The 15,903-nt window shown below is 52.7% G+C and carries 15 protein-coding genes and 3 tRNA genes; 10 read left to right on the top strand and 8 right to left on the bottom strand.

Annotation, left to right across the window (positions count from 1 at the left end; genetic code table 11):
- The first annotated feature begins 223 nt into the window (after window positions 1-223).
- Window positions 224-1,015: a C40 family peptidase gene (locus PanJK_RS01675; RefSeq protein ID WP_265296903.1), complete on the top strand. Its 792-nt coding sequence runs from the start codon at window positions 224-226 to the stop codon at window positions 1,013-1,015.
- Window positions 1,016-1,071: 56 nt separating this feature from the next.
- Here the strand turns inward: PanJK_RS01675 and PanJK_RS01680 are convergent, their stop codons facing one another.
- The gene (locus PanJK_RS01680; RefSeq protein ID WP_007892756.1) at window positions 1,072-1,161 is read right to left on the bottom strand and encodes a YnhF family membrane protein; all 90 of its coding nucleotides are present in this window, start codon (window positions 1,159-1,161) and stop codon (window positions 1,072-1,074) included.
- Between the two features lie 274 nt (window positions 1,162-1,435).
- On the opposite strand from PanJK_RS01680, the gene purR reads away from it, so the two are divergent.
- Entirely contained in the window at window positions 1,436-2,461 is a 1,026-nt protein-coding gene (gene purR, locus PanJK_RS01685) for an HTH-type transcriptional repressor PurR (RefSeq protein WP_265296905.1), read from the top strand.
- On the opposite strand, the gene punR is transcribed toward purR, so the two are convergent.
- Entirely contained in the window at window positions 2,458-3,369 is a 912-nt protein-coding gene (gene punR / locus PanJK_RS01690; RefSeq protein ID WP_265296907.1) for a DNA-binding transcriptional activator PunR, read from the bottom strand. The two genes, purR and punR, sit on opposite strands and share 4 nt — an antisense overlap.
- Before the next feature lie 110 nt (window positions 3,370-3,479).
- On the opposite strand from punR, the gene punC reads away from it, so the two are divergent.
- On the top strand, window positions 3,480-4,682 hold the full coding sequence (punC, locus tag PanJK_RS01695; protein WP_265296909.1) for a purine nucleoside transporter PunC: 1,203 nt from the start codon (window positions 3,480-3,482) through the stop codon (window positions 4,680-4,682).
- 311 nt (window positions 4,683-4,993) lie between these two features.
- Window positions 4,994-6,142 (top strand): cyclopropane fatty acyl phospholipid synthase, encoded by a 1,149-nt coding sequence (gene cfa / locus PanJK_RS01700; protein ID WP_008110314.1) that lies wholly within the window; start codon window positions 4,994-4,996, stop codon window positions 6,140-6,142.
- A gap of 49 nt (window positions 6,143-6,191) precedes the next feature.
- On the opposite strand, the gene PanJK_RS01705 is transcribed toward cfa, so the two are convergent.
- Complete coding sequence (locus PanJK_RS01705; protein WP_265297409.1) at window positions 6,192-6,836, bottom strand: riboflavin synthase subunit alpha; 645 nt, start codon at window positions 6,834-6,836, stop codon at window positions 6,192-6,194.
- A gap of 198 nt (window positions 6,837-7,034) precedes the next feature.
- On the opposite strand from PanJK_RS01705, the gene PanJK_RS01710 reads away from it, so the two are divergent.
- From PanJK_RS01710 to PanJK_RS01735, 6 genes are all read left to right on the top strand, one after another.
- Window positions 7,035-8,408 (top strand): MATE family efflux transporter, encoded by a 1,374-nt coding sequence (locus PanJK_RS01710; protein WP_222233545.1) that lies wholly within the window; start codon window positions 7,035-7,037, stop codon window positions 8,406-8,408.
- A gap of 134 nt (window positions 8,409-8,542) precedes the next feature.
- Window positions 8,543-8,619, top strand: a tRNA-Val gene (locus tag PanJK_RS01715).
- Between the two features lie 3 nt (window positions 8,620-8,622).
- Window positions 8,623-8,699, top strand: a tRNA-Val gene (locus PanJK_RS01720).
- Window positions 8,700-8,718: 19 nt separating this feature from the next.
- Window positions 8,719-8,795: transfer RNA gene (locus PanJK_RS01725), tRNA-Val, on the top strand.
- A 342-nt stretch (window positions 8,796-9,137) separates the two neighbouring features.
- On the top strand, window positions 9,138-10,550 hold the full coding sequence (gene pykF, locus PanJK_RS01730) for a pyruvate kinase PykF (protein ID WP_265296912.1): 1,413 nt from the start codon (window positions 9,138-9,140) through the stop codon (window positions 10,548-10,550).
- 304 nt (window positions 10,551-10,854) lie between these two features.
- Window positions 10,855-11,091, top strand: coding sequence for a major outer membrane lipoprotein (locus tag PanJK_RS01735; RefSeq protein ID WP_007892735.1), 237 nt, complete (start codon window positions 10,855-10,857; stop codon window positions 11,089-11,091).
- A gap of 74 nt (window positions 11,092-11,165) precedes the next feature.
- On the opposite strand, the gene PanJK_RS01740 is transcribed toward PanJK_RS01735, so the two are convergent.
- From PanJK_RS01740 to sufC, 5 genes are all read right to left on the bottom strand, one after another.
- Complete coding sequence (locus tag PanJK_RS01740; protein WP_265296914.1) at window positions 11,166-12,155, bottom strand: L,D-transpeptidase family protein; 990 nt, start codon at window positions 12,153-12,155, stop codon at window positions 11,166-11,168.
- Window positions 12,156-12,216: 61 nt separating this feature from the next.
- Window positions 12,217-12,633 carry a cysteine desulfuration protein SufE gene (sufE, locus tag PanJK_RS01745; RefSeq protein ID WP_008102979.1) on the bottom strand — a complete coding sequence of 139 codons (417 nt, stop codon included), beginning with the start codon at window positions 12,631-12,633 and terminating at the stop codon, window positions 12,217-12,219.
- A 20-nt stretch (window positions 12,634-12,653) separates the two neighbouring features.
- Window positions 12,654-13,877, bottom strand: coding sequence for a cysteine desulfurase SufS (gene sufS / locus PanJK_RS01750; RefSeq protein ID WP_265296919.1), 1,224 nt, complete (start codon window positions 13,875-13,877; stop codon window positions 12,654-12,656).
- The gene (gene sufD, locus PanJK_RS01755) at window positions 13,874-15,151 is read right to left on the bottom strand and encodes a Fe-S cluster assembly protein SufD (RefSeq protein WP_256696326.1); all 1,278 of its coding nucleotides are present in this window, start codon (window positions 15,149-15,151) and stop codon (window positions 13,874-13,876) included. The genes sufS and sufD overlap by 4 nt, the downstream gene beginning before the upstream one ends.
- A complete protein-coding gene (gene sufC / locus PanJK_RS01760) occupies window positions 15,126-15,872 on the bottom strand; it encodes a Fe-S cluster assembly ATPase SufC (RefSeq protein WP_008102973.1) in 747 nt (248 codons plus the stop codon). Before sufC ends, sufD begins: the two co-directional genes overlap by 26 nt.
- Between the last annotated feature and the right edge of the window lie 31 nt (window positions 15,873-15,903).

Consider the following 15,903-nt stretch of genomic DNA (forward strand, 5'->3'; position numbering starts at 1 on the left):
TTGGCATTAATAAATTAATAATTAGCAATAGTTTCGCTGCGTTAACCAGCTGAAATCGCACATTTTTGCTACAGAATCAATCTGGTAACATATTAATGGAAAAAGGCCTTACCTTTTGGAAAAAAAGTGGATTAGAATTGCCTCGGCGCTGGTCACTTGATCAGATTTCTCTCACTTTGCCGCAGTCTGCTTTCATTCAGCCTGCTTAACCTGTAACCGGATTATGCGTCTACTAATTACGCTTTTCATACTGGCTTTCGCCCAACTGTTTTTTAATGTGGCTGCTGCATCTCCGCATGCGCCCGTTAATGCCAGTTCGCTTAAAGCAGATAAAAAGAGCGCACGTGAAGACGAGCGCCGCAAACGACGCCCGGTGAAAACCACCACCAAAAAATCGCGCCTGACTGCTGTTCAAAAATTCAAACTCAAAAAACAGACCAAAACAGAAACCGCGCTGCACAAGACCACCAGCAAAAAATCCCCGCTGAAACTTTCTGCTAAGAAATACGGTCATCAACGTTTAGCGAAGAAAACACCTGAGATCGCCGTCGATGATGAAGCGTTAGCGCTGACCGGCATCAAAATGAGTAAGGCGCACCGCCAGCGTTATCAAAAGGCGCGTGAAACGGCGATGACCAAATTGATGGGCCAACTCGGCAAACCCTATCAATGGGGCGGTGCTTCGCCACATACCGGTTTCGACTGCAGCGGCTTAGTGTGGTACGCCTATAAAGATCTGGTGAAATTCAAACTGCCACGCACCGCTAATGAGATGTATCACCTGCGCGATGCGGCACCGATTAAACGTGAAATGCTCGAGAAAGGCGATTTGGTGTTCTTCCGCATCAATAATCGCGGCACTGCCGATCATGTGGGCGTGTATCTCGGCAACGGGAAATTCATTCAGTCGCCGCGTACCGGCAAAGATATTCAGATCAGCGCATTGGGTGAGGATTACTGGCAGAAACACTATGTGGGCGCGCGTCGCATGATGACGCCAAAAACTATTCGCTAGTTGTTGCGCAACAATCATAAAAAAGCCGGATGCTGTTCTCAGCTCCGGCTTTTTTGTTAATGCATGATCGCGGTAAAGCTGAAGGCGATAATCATCAACAGTGCGCCAACAGTGGTCATTAGCGCCAGTTTCAGGTCGGTATTCATCACAACTCCTTAGTCACACAATTATTAGGGTTAAAGCGATTTTCGCACAGCAATGGGCAAAAATCTCGTGTTATACGCATCAGCTTGCTAGAATCGCCGCCTTTCGTTGCGCAACAGATTTTGCGCATGCTGTATCAACAGCGTGATGAAGTGATTTCGCCTGCTAAAACACACCGTTTTGCCCGCTTTTTTGGGCTGTAAAAGCATTAGCAGACGCAAACGTTTAACAATATACTTATCAGTAAGTTGCGATAAGCCCAGGAGTACCATTTTCATGGCAACAATTAAAGATGTCGCAAAACGCGCGGGTGTCTCAACCACCACGGTTTCGCATGTCATCAACAAAACGCGTTTCGTTGCGGAAGAGACGCGTAACGCCGTATGGGAAGCGATCAAAGAATTACACTACTCGCCGAGTGCCGTGGCGCGTAGTCTCAAAGTCAATCACACCAAAACCTTGGGTCTGCTGGCGACCTCCAGCGAAGCGCCCTACTTCGCTGAAATTATCGAAGCGGTGGAGAACCGGTGTTTCGAACGCGGCTATACGCTGATTCTCGGCAATGCGCACAACGATCTGCAAAAGCAGCGCGCTTACCTGTCGATGATGGCGCAAAAGCGCGTCGATGGATTGCTGGTGATGTGTTCGGAATATCCAAACGATTTGCTGCAGATGCTGGAAGAGAACCGCAATATCCCCATGGTGGTGATGGATTGGGGCGCGTCACGCGGTGATTTCACCGATACCGTGCAGGACAATGCGTTTCAGGGCGGTTATCTCGCCGGGCGTTATCTGATCGAACGCGGCCATCGCGATATCGGTGCCATTCCAGGCCAGATGGAGCGCAACACCGGCGGCGGACGTCATGCTGGCTTCCTGCAGGCAATGAACGAAGCGGGCATCACGGTGCGTCCGGAATGGGTGGTTCAGGGCGACTTTGAACCTGAATCGGGCTATCAGGCGATGCAGCAGATTTTAAATCAGAAACAGCGTCCAACCGCGGTGTTCTGCGGTGGCGATATCATGGCGATGGGCGCGATTTGCGCCGCTGATGAGATGGGCTTGCGCGTGCCGCAGGATATCTCAGTCATTGGCTACGATAACGTGCGCAACGCGCGCTATTTCACCCCAGCGCTGACCACCGTGCACCAGCCGAAAGCCGAACTGGGTGAAAAAGCGCTGGAAATGCTGCTGGATCGCATCACCAGCAAGCGCGAAGATCCGCAAACAATCGAAGTCCAGCCAACGCTGATTGAACGCCGTTCGGTGGCGTACGGTCCGTTCCGCGACTATCGTCGCTAAGCCGACACTTCGCTGAGCCATTCATGGTTCAGCGTTTCAGCATCCCCGAGATAAGCCAGTAACCACTCCAGCGCCGGTGACGCGCGCTGTTCTGACCAGCTGACGCAGCACGGACTGTCCGGAAAGGCCTGCGGCAGTGCCAGTTCCACCAGTTTATGGCTGTCCAGCAGCGGACGCGCCAGATGGCCCGGCACCATTCCAACGCACAATCCTGCCAGCAAACAATCTATCCCGGTTTCCCACTCCGGCACCACCAGACGTCGCTGATTATCCAGCGTCCATGTCATACGGCGCGGCAACGCACGCGAGGTATCTTCCAGCACCAGCGATGGCCACGCTCGCAATGTTTCATCATCCAGTTCCGTGCTGTTGACCAGCGGATGGTCGGGACTCACCACACAGCGCCAGTTCAGCGCGCCCATATCCTGAAAGGCAAAACGTCCACCCACCGGGATCGCCTGGGTCGCGCCAATCGCCACATCAACCCGGCCATCAGCCAACGCATCCCATACGCCGTTGAACACTTCGTAGCTGATAATCAGCTCCATATCGGGAAAATGGCGATAGAAATCCTTCACTAACTGCCGCGTGCGCTGCGGTTTAACAATGCAGTCAACCGCGATACTTAGCTCCCCGCGCCAGCCATTCGCCAGTTGCTGACACTGTCGACGGGTTGCCAGCATTTTTTTGATAACAGATCGTCCTTCACGTACAAAATGCTCCCCCGCGGGTGTCATCACCACTTCGCGGTGCTGACGCTCAAACAGCGGCACCGCCAGCCAGGTTTCCAGCTGGCGCACGGTATAGCTGACGGCAGAAGGCACGCGATGCAGCTCCTGCGCGGCCGCGCTAAAACTGCCGGTGCGCGCCACCGCATCCACCACTTCAAGCGCATATTCTGACCACATAATTTTGCCTTCAAAAAATTTAACAGCACTATGCAAATATTAGCGTTTCACAAAGCGTGTTGCATCCTTTTACACTCCCCGGCGTTCAACCTGCCCAAAAGAGAATCAACATGTTGTCGTCTAAAGCATTTATGCCTTATCTCGCCGTGCTCAGCATGCTCGGCTTTCTTGCCACGGATATGTATTTACCCGCCTTTGGCGATATGCAGCGTGATTTCGCTAGCGCACCTGGCACCATCAGCGCCAGCCTGAGTCTGTTTCTCGGCGGTTTCGCCTGTGCCCAGGTTTTTTGGGGGCCGCTGTCGGATCGTTACGGGCGTAAACCGATTTTGCTGGCGGGGTTAGCCATCTTCGCCCTTGGTTGTCTGGGGATGCTTTGGGTGACCGATGTGCGCCTGATGCTGGCGCTGCGTTTTGTGCAGGCGATTGGCGTTTGTGCGGCTGCCGTGAGCTGGCAGGCGCTGGTGGTGGATCACTATCCAAAAGCCAAAGCCAATAAAGTGTTTGCCACGATTATGCCGCTGGTTGCGCTGTCTCCGGCGCTGGCACCGCTGCTCGGCGCCTGGCTTATCGGCCACTTCCACTGGCGCAGCATCTTTATCACACTAACGCTGGTTGCCGTGGTGCTACTGATCGGTACGCTGCAGTTAACCTCGCCTAAGCGCGAGAAAGTGGCGTCAGGTAAACAACCCGGCTGGTTGACCTTGCTGGGTACTCGCGTTTACAGCGGTAACGTCTTGATCTACTCGGCCTGTTCGGCGAGCTTTTTCGCCTGGCTGACAGGCTCACCTTTCATTCTCGCCGCTGCTGGCCTGACGCCGGGTGATATTGGCCTGAGCTATATTCCGCAGACCATTGCGTTTCTGATTGGTGGCTTTGGCTGCCGCACGCTGTTAAATCGCTATCAGGGCGCGCAACTGCTGCCGTGGTTGCTGGTGCTGTATAGCCTGAGCATCCTGAGTTTGTTTGTCATCGCCCTGATGCCATCAGCGCCGCTGTTTGTGCTGTTGATGCCTTTCTGCGGCATGGCGCTGGCCAATGGCGCGATCTATCCAATTGTGGTTGCCAGCGCATTAGCGCCCTTCCCGCACGCCACCGGTAAAGCCGCAGGATTACAGAACTTATTCCAGTTAGGATTGTGCTTTGTAGCCAGCCTGCTGGTCTCCGCCGGCCTTGAACAGGCGCTGTTCAACACCACGTTAGTGATGGTCGCTACTGTGGTACTGGCGTGGGTGGGCTTTGTCTGCCAGCGAACGGTAAACGCACAAAGTGATATTGCCCACACTTCCCGTCCCTGCGAAGATAATCTCTAAGCCAGCGCTTTTCGTTAGCAAACTAACGATAACCCGTTGAATATTGACCCACGTGAGCATATACTCTGTGGGTCAGTAATTCTGTATTAAATCAATAATATAAATGTAATACCTTTAGCGACCCTGTCGCGGGATGGCGTCTGCACATTATCCGGTGCGGCGACCCACTTTTCTGCTCAAATTCATACCTCTGTACTACGTCGTACAACGTCGGATTTCTGGCGCACGGATTTTCCGTGAGTTCTCTCACAGGTCTTGGGAAATTGGCTATTCTTTTTCTCAGGTTCAGATCGGAAGGTGATGGAGAAGCTATGAGTTCATCTGTTATAGAAGAAGTGAGCCTTGAAGAAAACCATTGGTATCGGATCGTCAATGAACTGCTAGAGCGGGCTGATATTGCAGTTAATGGCACTCGTCCCTGGGATATTCAGGTAAAGCATCCAGATTTTTTTAAACGCGTTCTCGAGGAAGGATCGCTCGGATTAGGTGAAAGTTACATGGATGGTTGGTGGGAGTGCGAACAGCTCGATATGTTCTTCCATCGCGTTTTAAAACACCATCTGGATAAACAATTACCTCGGCATTTTAAAGATACGTTGCGCATCGCCGCCGCGCGTCTCACTAATTTGCAATCAAAAAAACGCGCCTGGATTGTGGGTAAAGAGCATTACGACCTTGGTAATGATCTCTTCTCACTGATGCTTGATCCTTACATGCAATATTCCTGCGGCTACTGGAAAGATGCTGATACCCTGGAAAACGCGCAGCAAGCCAAACTGGATATGATTTGCCGCAAGTTGCAACTTGAACCGGGCATGACGCTGCTGGATATCGGTTGTGGCTGGGGCGGATTAGCAGAATATGCCGCACGCCATTATGGCGTCACGGTGCATGGCGTGACTATTTCGGCTGAGCAACAAAAACTCGCGCAACAACGCTGTGAAGGACTGGATGTCACTATATTACTGCAGGACTATCGCGACCTGAATAATCAATATGATCGCATCGTTTCTGTGGGTATGTTTGAACATGTCGGGCCGAAAAACTATGCCACTTATTTTGATGTTGCTGACCGCAACCTCAAACCAGACGGCATATTTTTGCTGCACACCATTGGTGCCCTCACTACAGATATGAATGTCGATCCGTGGATTGATAAATATATCTTCCCGAACGGTTGTTTGCCGTCGGTACGTCAAATCGCTGATGCCAGTGAGCCGCATTTCGTCATGGAAGATTGGCACAACTTTGGCGCAGATTACGATACGACGTTAATGGCGTGGTATGAACGTTTTCAGGCGGCGTGGCCGCAGCTGGCTGAGAAATATGGCGAACGTTTTAAACGGATGTTCGACTATTATCTCAACGCCTGCGCCGGTGCGTTTCGTGCCCGTGATATTCAGCTGTGGCAGGTAGTATTCAGTCGTGGCAAGGATGGCGGTTTACGCGTAGCGCGTTAATCAGCTTTCAAATGAATCAAGGCGCCGCATGGCGCCTTTTTCAACGGTATTATTCTGCGCTAGCAATCTGCGCCAGTGCAGCGGCTTCACGCTGCGCTAATACGCGCTCAACCGTTTCCACAATGGCCTGCGTATGCGGATCAATCTCAATATTGACTTTTTGACCGAACTTCTTCGCGCCTAAAGTGGTGCGCTCCAGCGTTTCCGGGATCAAATGCACACAGAATTTGCTTTTGGTTACGTCGCCAACGGTCAAACTAATACCATCGATACCCACGAAACCTTTGTGCAGAATATATTTGATCTGGGTGGCGTCCTGTAATTTAAACCAGATTTCGCGGTTGTTTTCAGACTGGATGATTTTGCAGATTTCCGCCGTGGTCATAATATGGCCAGACATTAAATGGCCGCCAATTTCATCACTGAACTTCGCGGCACGCTCAATATTCACCACATCACCCACATTTAATTCACCCAGGTTGGTAATGCGCAATGTTTCTTTAATCAGATCGAAGCTGACCAAATCGCCGTTAATCTCGGTCACCGTCAGGCAGCAGCCATTGTGTGCCACCGATGCGCCCAGCGCCAGGCCCGGTAACAGATCCTCCGGTAAGCGCACAATATGGGTACGAAACAGATCTTTCTCTTCAATGCCGACAATTTCTGCCGTGCCTTGCACAATTCCAGTAAACATCATCTCAGCCTCTGCAAAGTTTGCGTCAGTTTATCACAGCTTGTCGGCGGCAGCTTAATTTGGCGGAGTCCAAACTTTACACAAATTGCTAAACAAAATGCGATCAACGTTTGGCGGAAGCCAGCGCTGCCGCTACACTATGCCGCGCATTCTTTGGGGATTTCGCCCCACTCTCTTCTTTAATTAAGCAGGTGTAACGTGCAGAAGTATTTTACAGAAGCGCGTCAATTGCTGGCCCTCGCGATCCCGGTCATCCTTGCTCAGGTGGCCCAGACGGCGATGGGATTTGTAGATACTGTTATGGCCGGTGCGGTAAGCGCCACGGATATGGCCGCCGTTGCTGTCGGCACCTCTATCTGGCTTCCCGCCATTCTGTTTGGTCATGGTCTTCTACTGGCTTTGACGCCTACCGTTGCGCAACTCAACGGTTCAGGACGACGCGAACGTATCGCGGAACAAGTGCGCCAGGGATATTGGATGGCAATCGGTGTTGCGCTACTGATTATGGTGGTGCTGTGGAATGCCGGTTATCTGATTAACACCATGCATGACATCGATCCTGAATTGGCCGCCAAAGCCGAAGGATACCTGCATGCGTTGCTGTGGGGCGCACCGGGTTACCTACTGTTCCAGGTGATGCGCAACCAATGCGAAGGTTTGTCGAAAACCAAACCGGCGATGCTGCTCGGCTTCCTCGGCCTGATGGTGAACATTCCGCTCAACTATGTGTTCATTTACGGCCATTTTGGTATGCCGGCCTTAGGCGGCGTCGGCTGCGGCGTGGCAACGGCATCGGTCTATTGGGTGATGTTCCTGGTGATGCGCTTCTGGGTGAAACGCATGGCAAGCATGCGCGACATCCGTATGAAAACGCGCTGGTCTGCACCGTCACGTGCGATTTTGTCACGCCTGTTCACGCTGGGTTTGCCGGTGGCATTGGCGCTGTTCTTTGAGGTGACGCTGTTTGCCGTGGTGGCGCTTTTAGTATCACCACTCGGCATCGTCAAAGTGGCCGGGCACCAGATTGCGCTCAACTTCAGTTCGCTGATGTTCGTGTTGCCGCTGTCGCTCGGCGTCGCTACTACCATTCGCGTTGGCTATCGACTCGGTCAAGGTTCCGCCGAACAGGCGCGCGTTGCTGCGTGGACCGGGCAAGGGGTCGGCATCAGCATGGCGGCCATCACCGCGCTGTTTACCGTGATTTTCCGTCACGATATCGCCGGCTTGTACACGGCAAATCCAGAAGTCATTACCCTTGCGGCACAGCTGATGTTGCTGGCGGCGATCTATCAGTTCTCAGATTCGATTCAGGTGATCGGCAGCGGTATCTTGCGCGGTTATAAAGACACGCGCTCGATCTTCTTCATTACTTTTATCGCCTATTGGGTGCTGGGTTTGCCGGTGGGTTATGTATTGGCGATGACGGATTGGGTTTTGCCGAAACTTGGCCCCGCCGGTTTCTGGTGTGGCTTTATTATCGGTCTGACCTCCGCAGCAGTGATGATGATTTGGCGCATCCGTCGTTTACAGCGCCTGCCTGCGCAGGTGATTTTGGCGCGTGCCGCGCGCTAAGTGGCTGGTAACGGCGAAAAAAACGACGCATAGCACAGTTGCTGGTCAGTCGTAGGGGAAAAACACTTTTTCCCCTTGCCAGCATCACAGCCTGCCGTTAATATTCGTCCCCGCTGTCGCCCTGACAGCGTGTTGCGCTCTTAGCTCAGTTGGTTAGAGCACCACCTTGACATGGTGGGGGTCGATGGTTCGAGTCCATTAGAGCGCACCAAGTGCGTCCGTAGCTCAGTTGGTTAGAGCACCACCTTGACATGGTGGGGGTCGGTGGTTCGAGTCCACTCGGACGCACCAATTAGTGAATTTCCTGAATGCGCTCTTAGCTCAGTTGGTTAGAGCACCACCTTGACATGGTGGGGGTCGATGGTTCGAGTCCATTAGAGCGCACCACTCTGGTTTTATCTCCTTGCGCAACACCTTTTTCTTGATCTGCATCGTCTTTATCACGCCGCTTTTATATTGGTTTTCGCATACTTAGCGACTATACTATGCCGCGTTGTTCCACCTGAAAGGTTTCAGCGCTAACGTGCCTATGCAAACAACTCCAATGATTTGCGCAACACTGATCACTCAGTTCCCTCGCGTACTGCATAACTTCTCTGCACGCTTTGCTTTCGTCTCCTATTCTTATTTCTGTGAAATCCGTTCCAACACCATAAATATTCTCACTTCGGTGCCATGTGCATCGAATCCCGACCTTTATCATCCATCACAACTTATAGAAAACCTGACATGAAAAAGACCAAAATCGTTTGTACTATCGGTCCAAAAACCGAATCTGAAGAGATGCTGACCCATTTGCTGGAAGCGGGCATGAACGTGATGCGCCTGAACTTCTCGCACGGGGATTATGCTGAACACGGCCAACGCATCACCAACATGCGTGCCGTTATGGAAAAAACCGGTCGTCAGGCCGCTATTCTGCTGGACACCAAAGGTCCGGAAATTCGTACCATGAAACTGGAAGGCGGTAACGATGTATCGTTGAAAGCGGGCCAGACCTTCACCTTCACTACCGATCAGACGGTGATTGGTAACAGCGAACGTGTTGCAGTGACCTACGCCGGTTTCACTGAAGACCTGAAAATTGGTAACACCGTACTGGTCGACGATGGCTTGATCGGTATGCAGGTGACTGAAGTCACTGAGAACTCAGTGATCTGTCATGTCCTGAACAACGGCGATCTGGGTGAAAACAAAGGCGTCAACCTGCCAGGTGTCTCCATTCAGCTGCCTGCACTGGCGGAAAAAGATAAGCGCGACCTGATCTTTGGTTGCGAGCAGAACGTTGATTTCGTCGCCGCGTCGTTTATCCGTAAGCGTTCTGACGTGCTGGAAATCCGTGAGCACCTGAAAGCACACGGCGGCGAACACATTCAGATCATCTCGAAAATCGAGAACCAGGAAGGCCTGAACAACTTCGACGAGATCCTTGAAGCGTCAGACGGCATCATGGTTGCGCGTGGCGACCTCGGCGTTGAAATCCCGGTTGAAGAAGTGATCTTCGCGCAGAAGATGATGATCAAGAAATGTAATAAAGCACGCAAAGTGGTGATCACCGCGACGCAGATGCTGGATTCAATGATCAAAAACCCGCGCCCTACCCGCGCAGAAGCCGGCGACGTGGCTAACGCCATCCTCGATGGTACCGATGCAGTAATGTTATCTGGTGAGAGCGCGAAAGGTCGCTATCCGCTGGAATCGGTCACCATTATGGCGACCATCTGTGAGCGTACCGATCGCGTGATGAAATCCCGCATCGATTCGCTGCAAGACTCACGCAAGCTGCGCATCACCGAAGCGGTATGCCGCGGTGCGGTTGAGACTGCAGAGAAGCTGGAAGCACCACTGATTGTTGTAGCCACCGAAGGCGGTAAATCAGCCAAAGCCATCCGTAAGTATTTCCCGGATGCCACCATTCTGGCGCTCACCACCAACGAAACCACTGCGCGTCAGCTGATTCTGAGCAAAGGTATCGAAACCCATCTGGTGACAGAAATTGCCTCAACTGATGATTTCTATCGCATTGGTAAAGAAATGGCACTGGAAAGCGGATATGCGCAGAAAGGCGATGTTGTGGTCATGGTTTCAGGCGCATTAGTACCAAGCGGAACGACAAACACCGCTTCTGTACATGTAATCTGATTAGCAACTGAATTTTTATTAAAAAGCGCCTTTTACAGGCGCTTTTTTTATTGCTGATGTAATACAAAAACCAGAAATTTCCAATCGAAATTAACTATTCAAAATCTCGTATGATTAAGGTTAGTCCGATTAAATCTCTCTGTTTTAGCTAATTATTTTCATCTTCTTCTGTGAAATGCTGTTTCTTTGAGCGAACGATCAAAATTAAGCATGTTCTCATCAAAAATTTATTCTCAACTCAAAAAGCTTTGTGTAATACTTGTAACGCTACATGGAGATTAACTCAATCTAGAGGGTATAAAGAATGAATCGCACTAAACTGGTACTGGGCGCTGTAATCCTGGCTTCAACTATGCTGGCTGGTTGCTCAAGCAACGCTAAAATCGACCAACTGTCTTCAGACGTTCAGACTCTGAACGCTAAAGTTGATCAGCTGAGCAACGACGTGAACGCAATCCGTTCTGACGTTCAGGCTGCTAAAGATGACGCAGCTCGCGCTAACCAGCGTCTGGACAACCAGGCTCACTCTTACCGTAAGTAAGAGTACTGGTTGAAAAATGGTGCCCATGTGGCACCATTTTTTTTGTCCTGATTCTGCGTTTCTCTGGTCCGAATTCAGGGCTGCGCTATTGCTTCAGCACTCTGCTCCGTCGTCGGTGCTGCGCTCTCATCCATTACTGGCTCACCACTGCTCACTAACACCGGCATGCCTGAACGTCGGGCTATCGCTTCCTTAATCAACGCGGTATCACTCTTCTCATTCTTAGAGAAAGCTTTCAGCTGCGCAGACTGCGCAATCGGCATGGTTTGTGGATCATCCTTATCGTTGCGCGATAACGGCTGATGCACTTCAACGTAGCGCTTACCGTCGGGCTCAATCGCATATTTGATGGGCTGATTGATCACCTGCACGCGCGTTCCTTTTGGCACGCTGTTGAAAAGCGCTTCAATATCATCCGGTCGCAGGCGAATACAGCCAGAACTCACACGCATACCAATACCAAAGTCAGCATTAGTGCCGTGAATCAGATACTGACCGGTTCCGCGCGCCAGACGCATCGCAAACAGCCCCATCGGGTTATCTGGCCCAGCGGGCACCACGCCCGGCAAGGTGATGCCCTCTTTGGCATAGCGCTTGCGGATATTGGTGGTTGGCGTCCAGGTAGGATTAGGGATTTTCTGGCTGATGCTGGTGACCATGGTTGGCGTCATGGCGCCCAGTTGACCGATACCAATCGGATAGACCACCACACGATCTTCACCTTTCGGATAGTAGTAGAGCCGCAACTCCGCGAGGTTAATCACGATACCTTCGCGTGGCGCATCAGGCAGCAGCATCTGCAGCGGCACGGTTAATTGTGTGCCAGCCTTTGGCAGCCAGGGGTCAACGCCGGGATTGGCTTCCAGCATGCCGAGCATACCTATCTTATAACGCGCGGCAATGCTCTCCAGCGGCCGTTTGTCATCTGGCACAGTGGTCAGGGTATTCTCGCCAATTAAACGGCTGTTATCGGCTGGTAGGGGATATTCCGTAGCAAATGCAGGTGCAGAGAGTCCGCAACAGGACAACAGCAATGCACCGGCTAAACGTAAGGCTGGTTTCATGCAATTTTCTCTTTGTCGGATAGAACAGACCCCGGTCAAGCCGGGGTCTGAAGAGTGTAACTTAGCTGAGGGTCTGAGCGTTATGCCGGATCGCGCGGATCATGGCTTCCAGCCCCTGCGAACGCGAGGGAGTGAGATGTGAGGTCAGCGCTAATTCGCCGAACCAGTGGCGCACATCGAGATCGAGAATCTCTGGCGCCTTAAGCCCCTGATACAGGCTAAATACCACTGCAATCAACCCTTTAACGATGGCGGCATCACTGTCACCTTCGAAGGCGATGGTGCCATCGGCCTGCGGGGTCATGCGTATCCACACCTGGCTCTGGCAGCCTGAAATCACGTGTTCTGGCTGTTGTAAGCTTTCGGAGGATTCTGGTAATTTCCCACCGAGTTCAATGATGTAGAGGTACTTCTCTTCCCAGTTAGCGCAACGATTAAAGTTACGAACCAGTCTCTCTTTATCTGGCAAATTCGCCATGAATCACTCCTGAAATCTGCTCAACCGCCCAGCAGACGATGAATACGGGTCAAACCTGCGGCCAGGCGATCGGCTTCTTCTTCGGTGTTATACAGCGCGAAGGAGGCACGACACATCGCCGGCACCGCATAATGACGCATCAAGGGCATTGCGCAGTGATGGCCGGTGCGGATCGCAATACCGTATTGATCAAGGAAACTGCCGACATCAAACGCGTGATGCTTGCCGAGATTAAAGGCCACCACGCCGCTGCGACTTTCCGGACCGTAAATCACCAGATCCGGCACCGAAGCCAGTTTATCCAGCGCATAACGCATCAGCATCGATTCGCGCTGATGAATCACATCCAGGCCCAATTCGCTGATCCACGTTAACGCCGCACCTAATCCAATGATGCCGCCGGTATTCGGCGTGCCCGCTTCGAAACGCCATGGCGTACTGTTAAAGGTGGTGCCAGTTGGCAGCACCACTTCAGAAATCATCGAACCGCCGCCTTCCCACGGTGGCATGATCTCCTGCAACGCTTTACGCGCGTAAAGCACACCAATACCGGTCGGACCATAAATTTTATGGCCGGAGAAGGCGTAGAAGTCGCAGCCGATATCCTGCACATCCACCGCGTGATGCATCACCGCTTGCGCGCCATCCACCAGCGTAATCACGCCAGCGGCTTTCGCTTGCGCCACGATGGCTTTCACCGGATTGACGGTGCCGAGCACGTTTGAAACGTGGGTCACCGCCAGCAAACGGGTGCGACTATCAATCAAGCCGCTCAGCTGCTCCAGCGCCAGTTCGCCCTGCGCATTCAGCGGCAGTACGCGAATTTCTGCGCCGGTACGCTGCGCCACCATCTGCCACGGTACGATGTTAGCGTGATGCTCCATCTCGGTGATGATGATGTTGTCGCCCGGCTGCAGCTGGCTGCCGCCCCAACTGTTAGCCACCAGATTGATGGCTTCGGTGGTGCCTTTGACGAAGATAATCTCTTCAGGCGAAGCGGCATTAAGAAAACGCGCTGCCTGATGACGCACGTTTTCCATATCGGTGGTCGCCTGCGCGCTCAACGAATGGATACCGCGGTGCACGGCCGCATAGCCGTGCTGGTAGAAATAACTTTCCGCATTGATGACCGCGAGCGGGCGCTGTGCGCTGGCCGCGCTATCAAGGTAGGCCAGCGGATGTCCGTTGACCTCACGTTTCAGAATCGGAAATTCCGCTCTGATGCGTTCGAGATCGAAACTCATGACTCAACTCCCGGAATACGCGCGGCAATGCGCTGCAGCACCACCTGGCGCAGTACCGGATTCTCCAGCGTTTCGGTGAGTTCAGCGGCAAATGCATGGATGATCATACGCTGTGCGGCAGTCTCATCGATGCCGCGCGAGCGCAGATAGAACATCTGCTCTTCATCAATACGACCAATGGTCGCACCGTGACTGCACTTCACGTCATCCGCATAGATTTCCAGCTGCGGCTTGGTGTCCACTTCAGCCAGACGGCCCAGCAACAGGTTGTTGTTGGTCATCTGTCCATCGGTTTTCAGCGCGTGCTGTGCCACTTTGATCATGCCATTGAACACCGCACGACCTTTATCGCGCGCGATGACTTTGTGCATCTGACGGCTGGTGCAGTAGCCTTTGTTGTGCTCCAGATAGCTGCGGGTATCGCACACTTCCTGATTCACCGGCAACGACAAGCTGTTGATCGCCAGATTGGTATTTTCGCCATTCAGCTGCGCGCTGGTGTTGTGACGCGATAAGCCCGCACCCAGCAGGAAGCTGGTGGTGGCCACATTCGCATCACGGCCCATCACCACGTCATTGTGCGCGAAGTGGTAAGCCTTCTCACTCTCAAATGACAGTTTGATGTGCTGCAGTTTGGCATTGTCGGCCACGTCGAACGTGAAACGCGCGCCGGTAAAGTGCGCCACGTCATTCAGCGTAACGTAGTGCTCAATCACTTCCGCTTCTGCGCTAGCTTCCAGCTGCAGATGGTGGCGATGGTGCACAGTGTTGGTGCCCGCGTCCTGACCGCTGGTGATGTGCAGCAGATAGAGCGGTTTAGCCGCTGATTTGCCACGCGCCAGACGAATAGTCGTAGCTTCTTCCGCCAGACTTTCGGTCAGATGCAGGAACACTTCCGGCTGAATCGGTGCCGGCAGCGGACGACGCTCAGAAGCCTGCGCATGCTGAATTTCAAACAGGCCGGTATCACGGCTGCTCAATTCGGCCTGAAAGCGACCATCAACAAATACCAGACGCACCGCATCAACCGGCAGCGCAAGTGCTTCAACTTGCTCCGCGCTCACGTCCTGCGGCTGTGGCAGCACAAATTGCTGCGCCAGCAGGCCATCAAGCGGCGTGTATTTCCAGTTTTCATGCTTACGCGTCGGCAAGCCGACACGCATCAGTTGCTGCCAGTGCTGCTGCGCCTGTAAAGAACGTACGTCACCGCGCGATTCAAACAGGTGATGCCACTGCTGCAGGGCGTTATCACTCTTGGTCGGTAAGCCAGCCATAGCCTTGCTCCTCCAACTGTTTCACCAGCGAGAAGTCGCCAGATTTAACGATCTTGCCCTGATACAGCACGTGTACATGATCCGGCTTGATGTAATCCAGGATGCGCTGGTAGTGCGTCACGATGATGAATGAACGCTTACCGTCGCGCAGGCTGTTAACGCCTTCAGCTACGATTTTCAGCGCATCGATATCCAGACCGGAGTCGGTTTCATCAAGGATGCACAGCTCAGGTTCCAGGGCCGCCATCTGCAGGATGTCGTTACGCTTCTTCTCACCGCCGGAGAAGCCGACGTTTACTGAACGGGTCAGCAAATCTTCTGGCATCTTCAGCAGCTGGATTTTATCTTCGATAAAGTCTTGGAAGTCGAAACGGTCCAGCGGCTCCTGCTCACGGTATTTACGTACCGCGTTGACCGAGGTCTGCAGGAAGAACTGGTTGCTGACGCCCGGGATTTCAACCGGATACTGGAACGCCATGAAGATGCCTTCACCGGCACGCTCTTCTGGCTCAAGTTCCAGCAGGTCTTTGCCCTTGAAGGTGACAGAACCGCCAGTGACTTCGTAATCTTCACGACCAGCCAGCGTTGCAGACAGGGTACTTTTACCTGAACCGTTCGGTCCCATGATGGCGTGGACTTCGCCCGGTTTTACTTCAAGGTTCAGACCGCGCAAAATCTCTTTGTCTTCAACGCTAACCTGCAAATCTTTAATGCTTAACATACTCTTTCCTTCACATTGCTTCCGGCAACGG

It is taken from the genome of Pantoea sp. JK, from assembly GCF_026130245.1.
Lineage (GTDB): Bacteria > Pseudomonadota > Gammaproteobacteria > Enterobacterales > Enterobacteriaceae > Pantoea > Pantoea trifolii.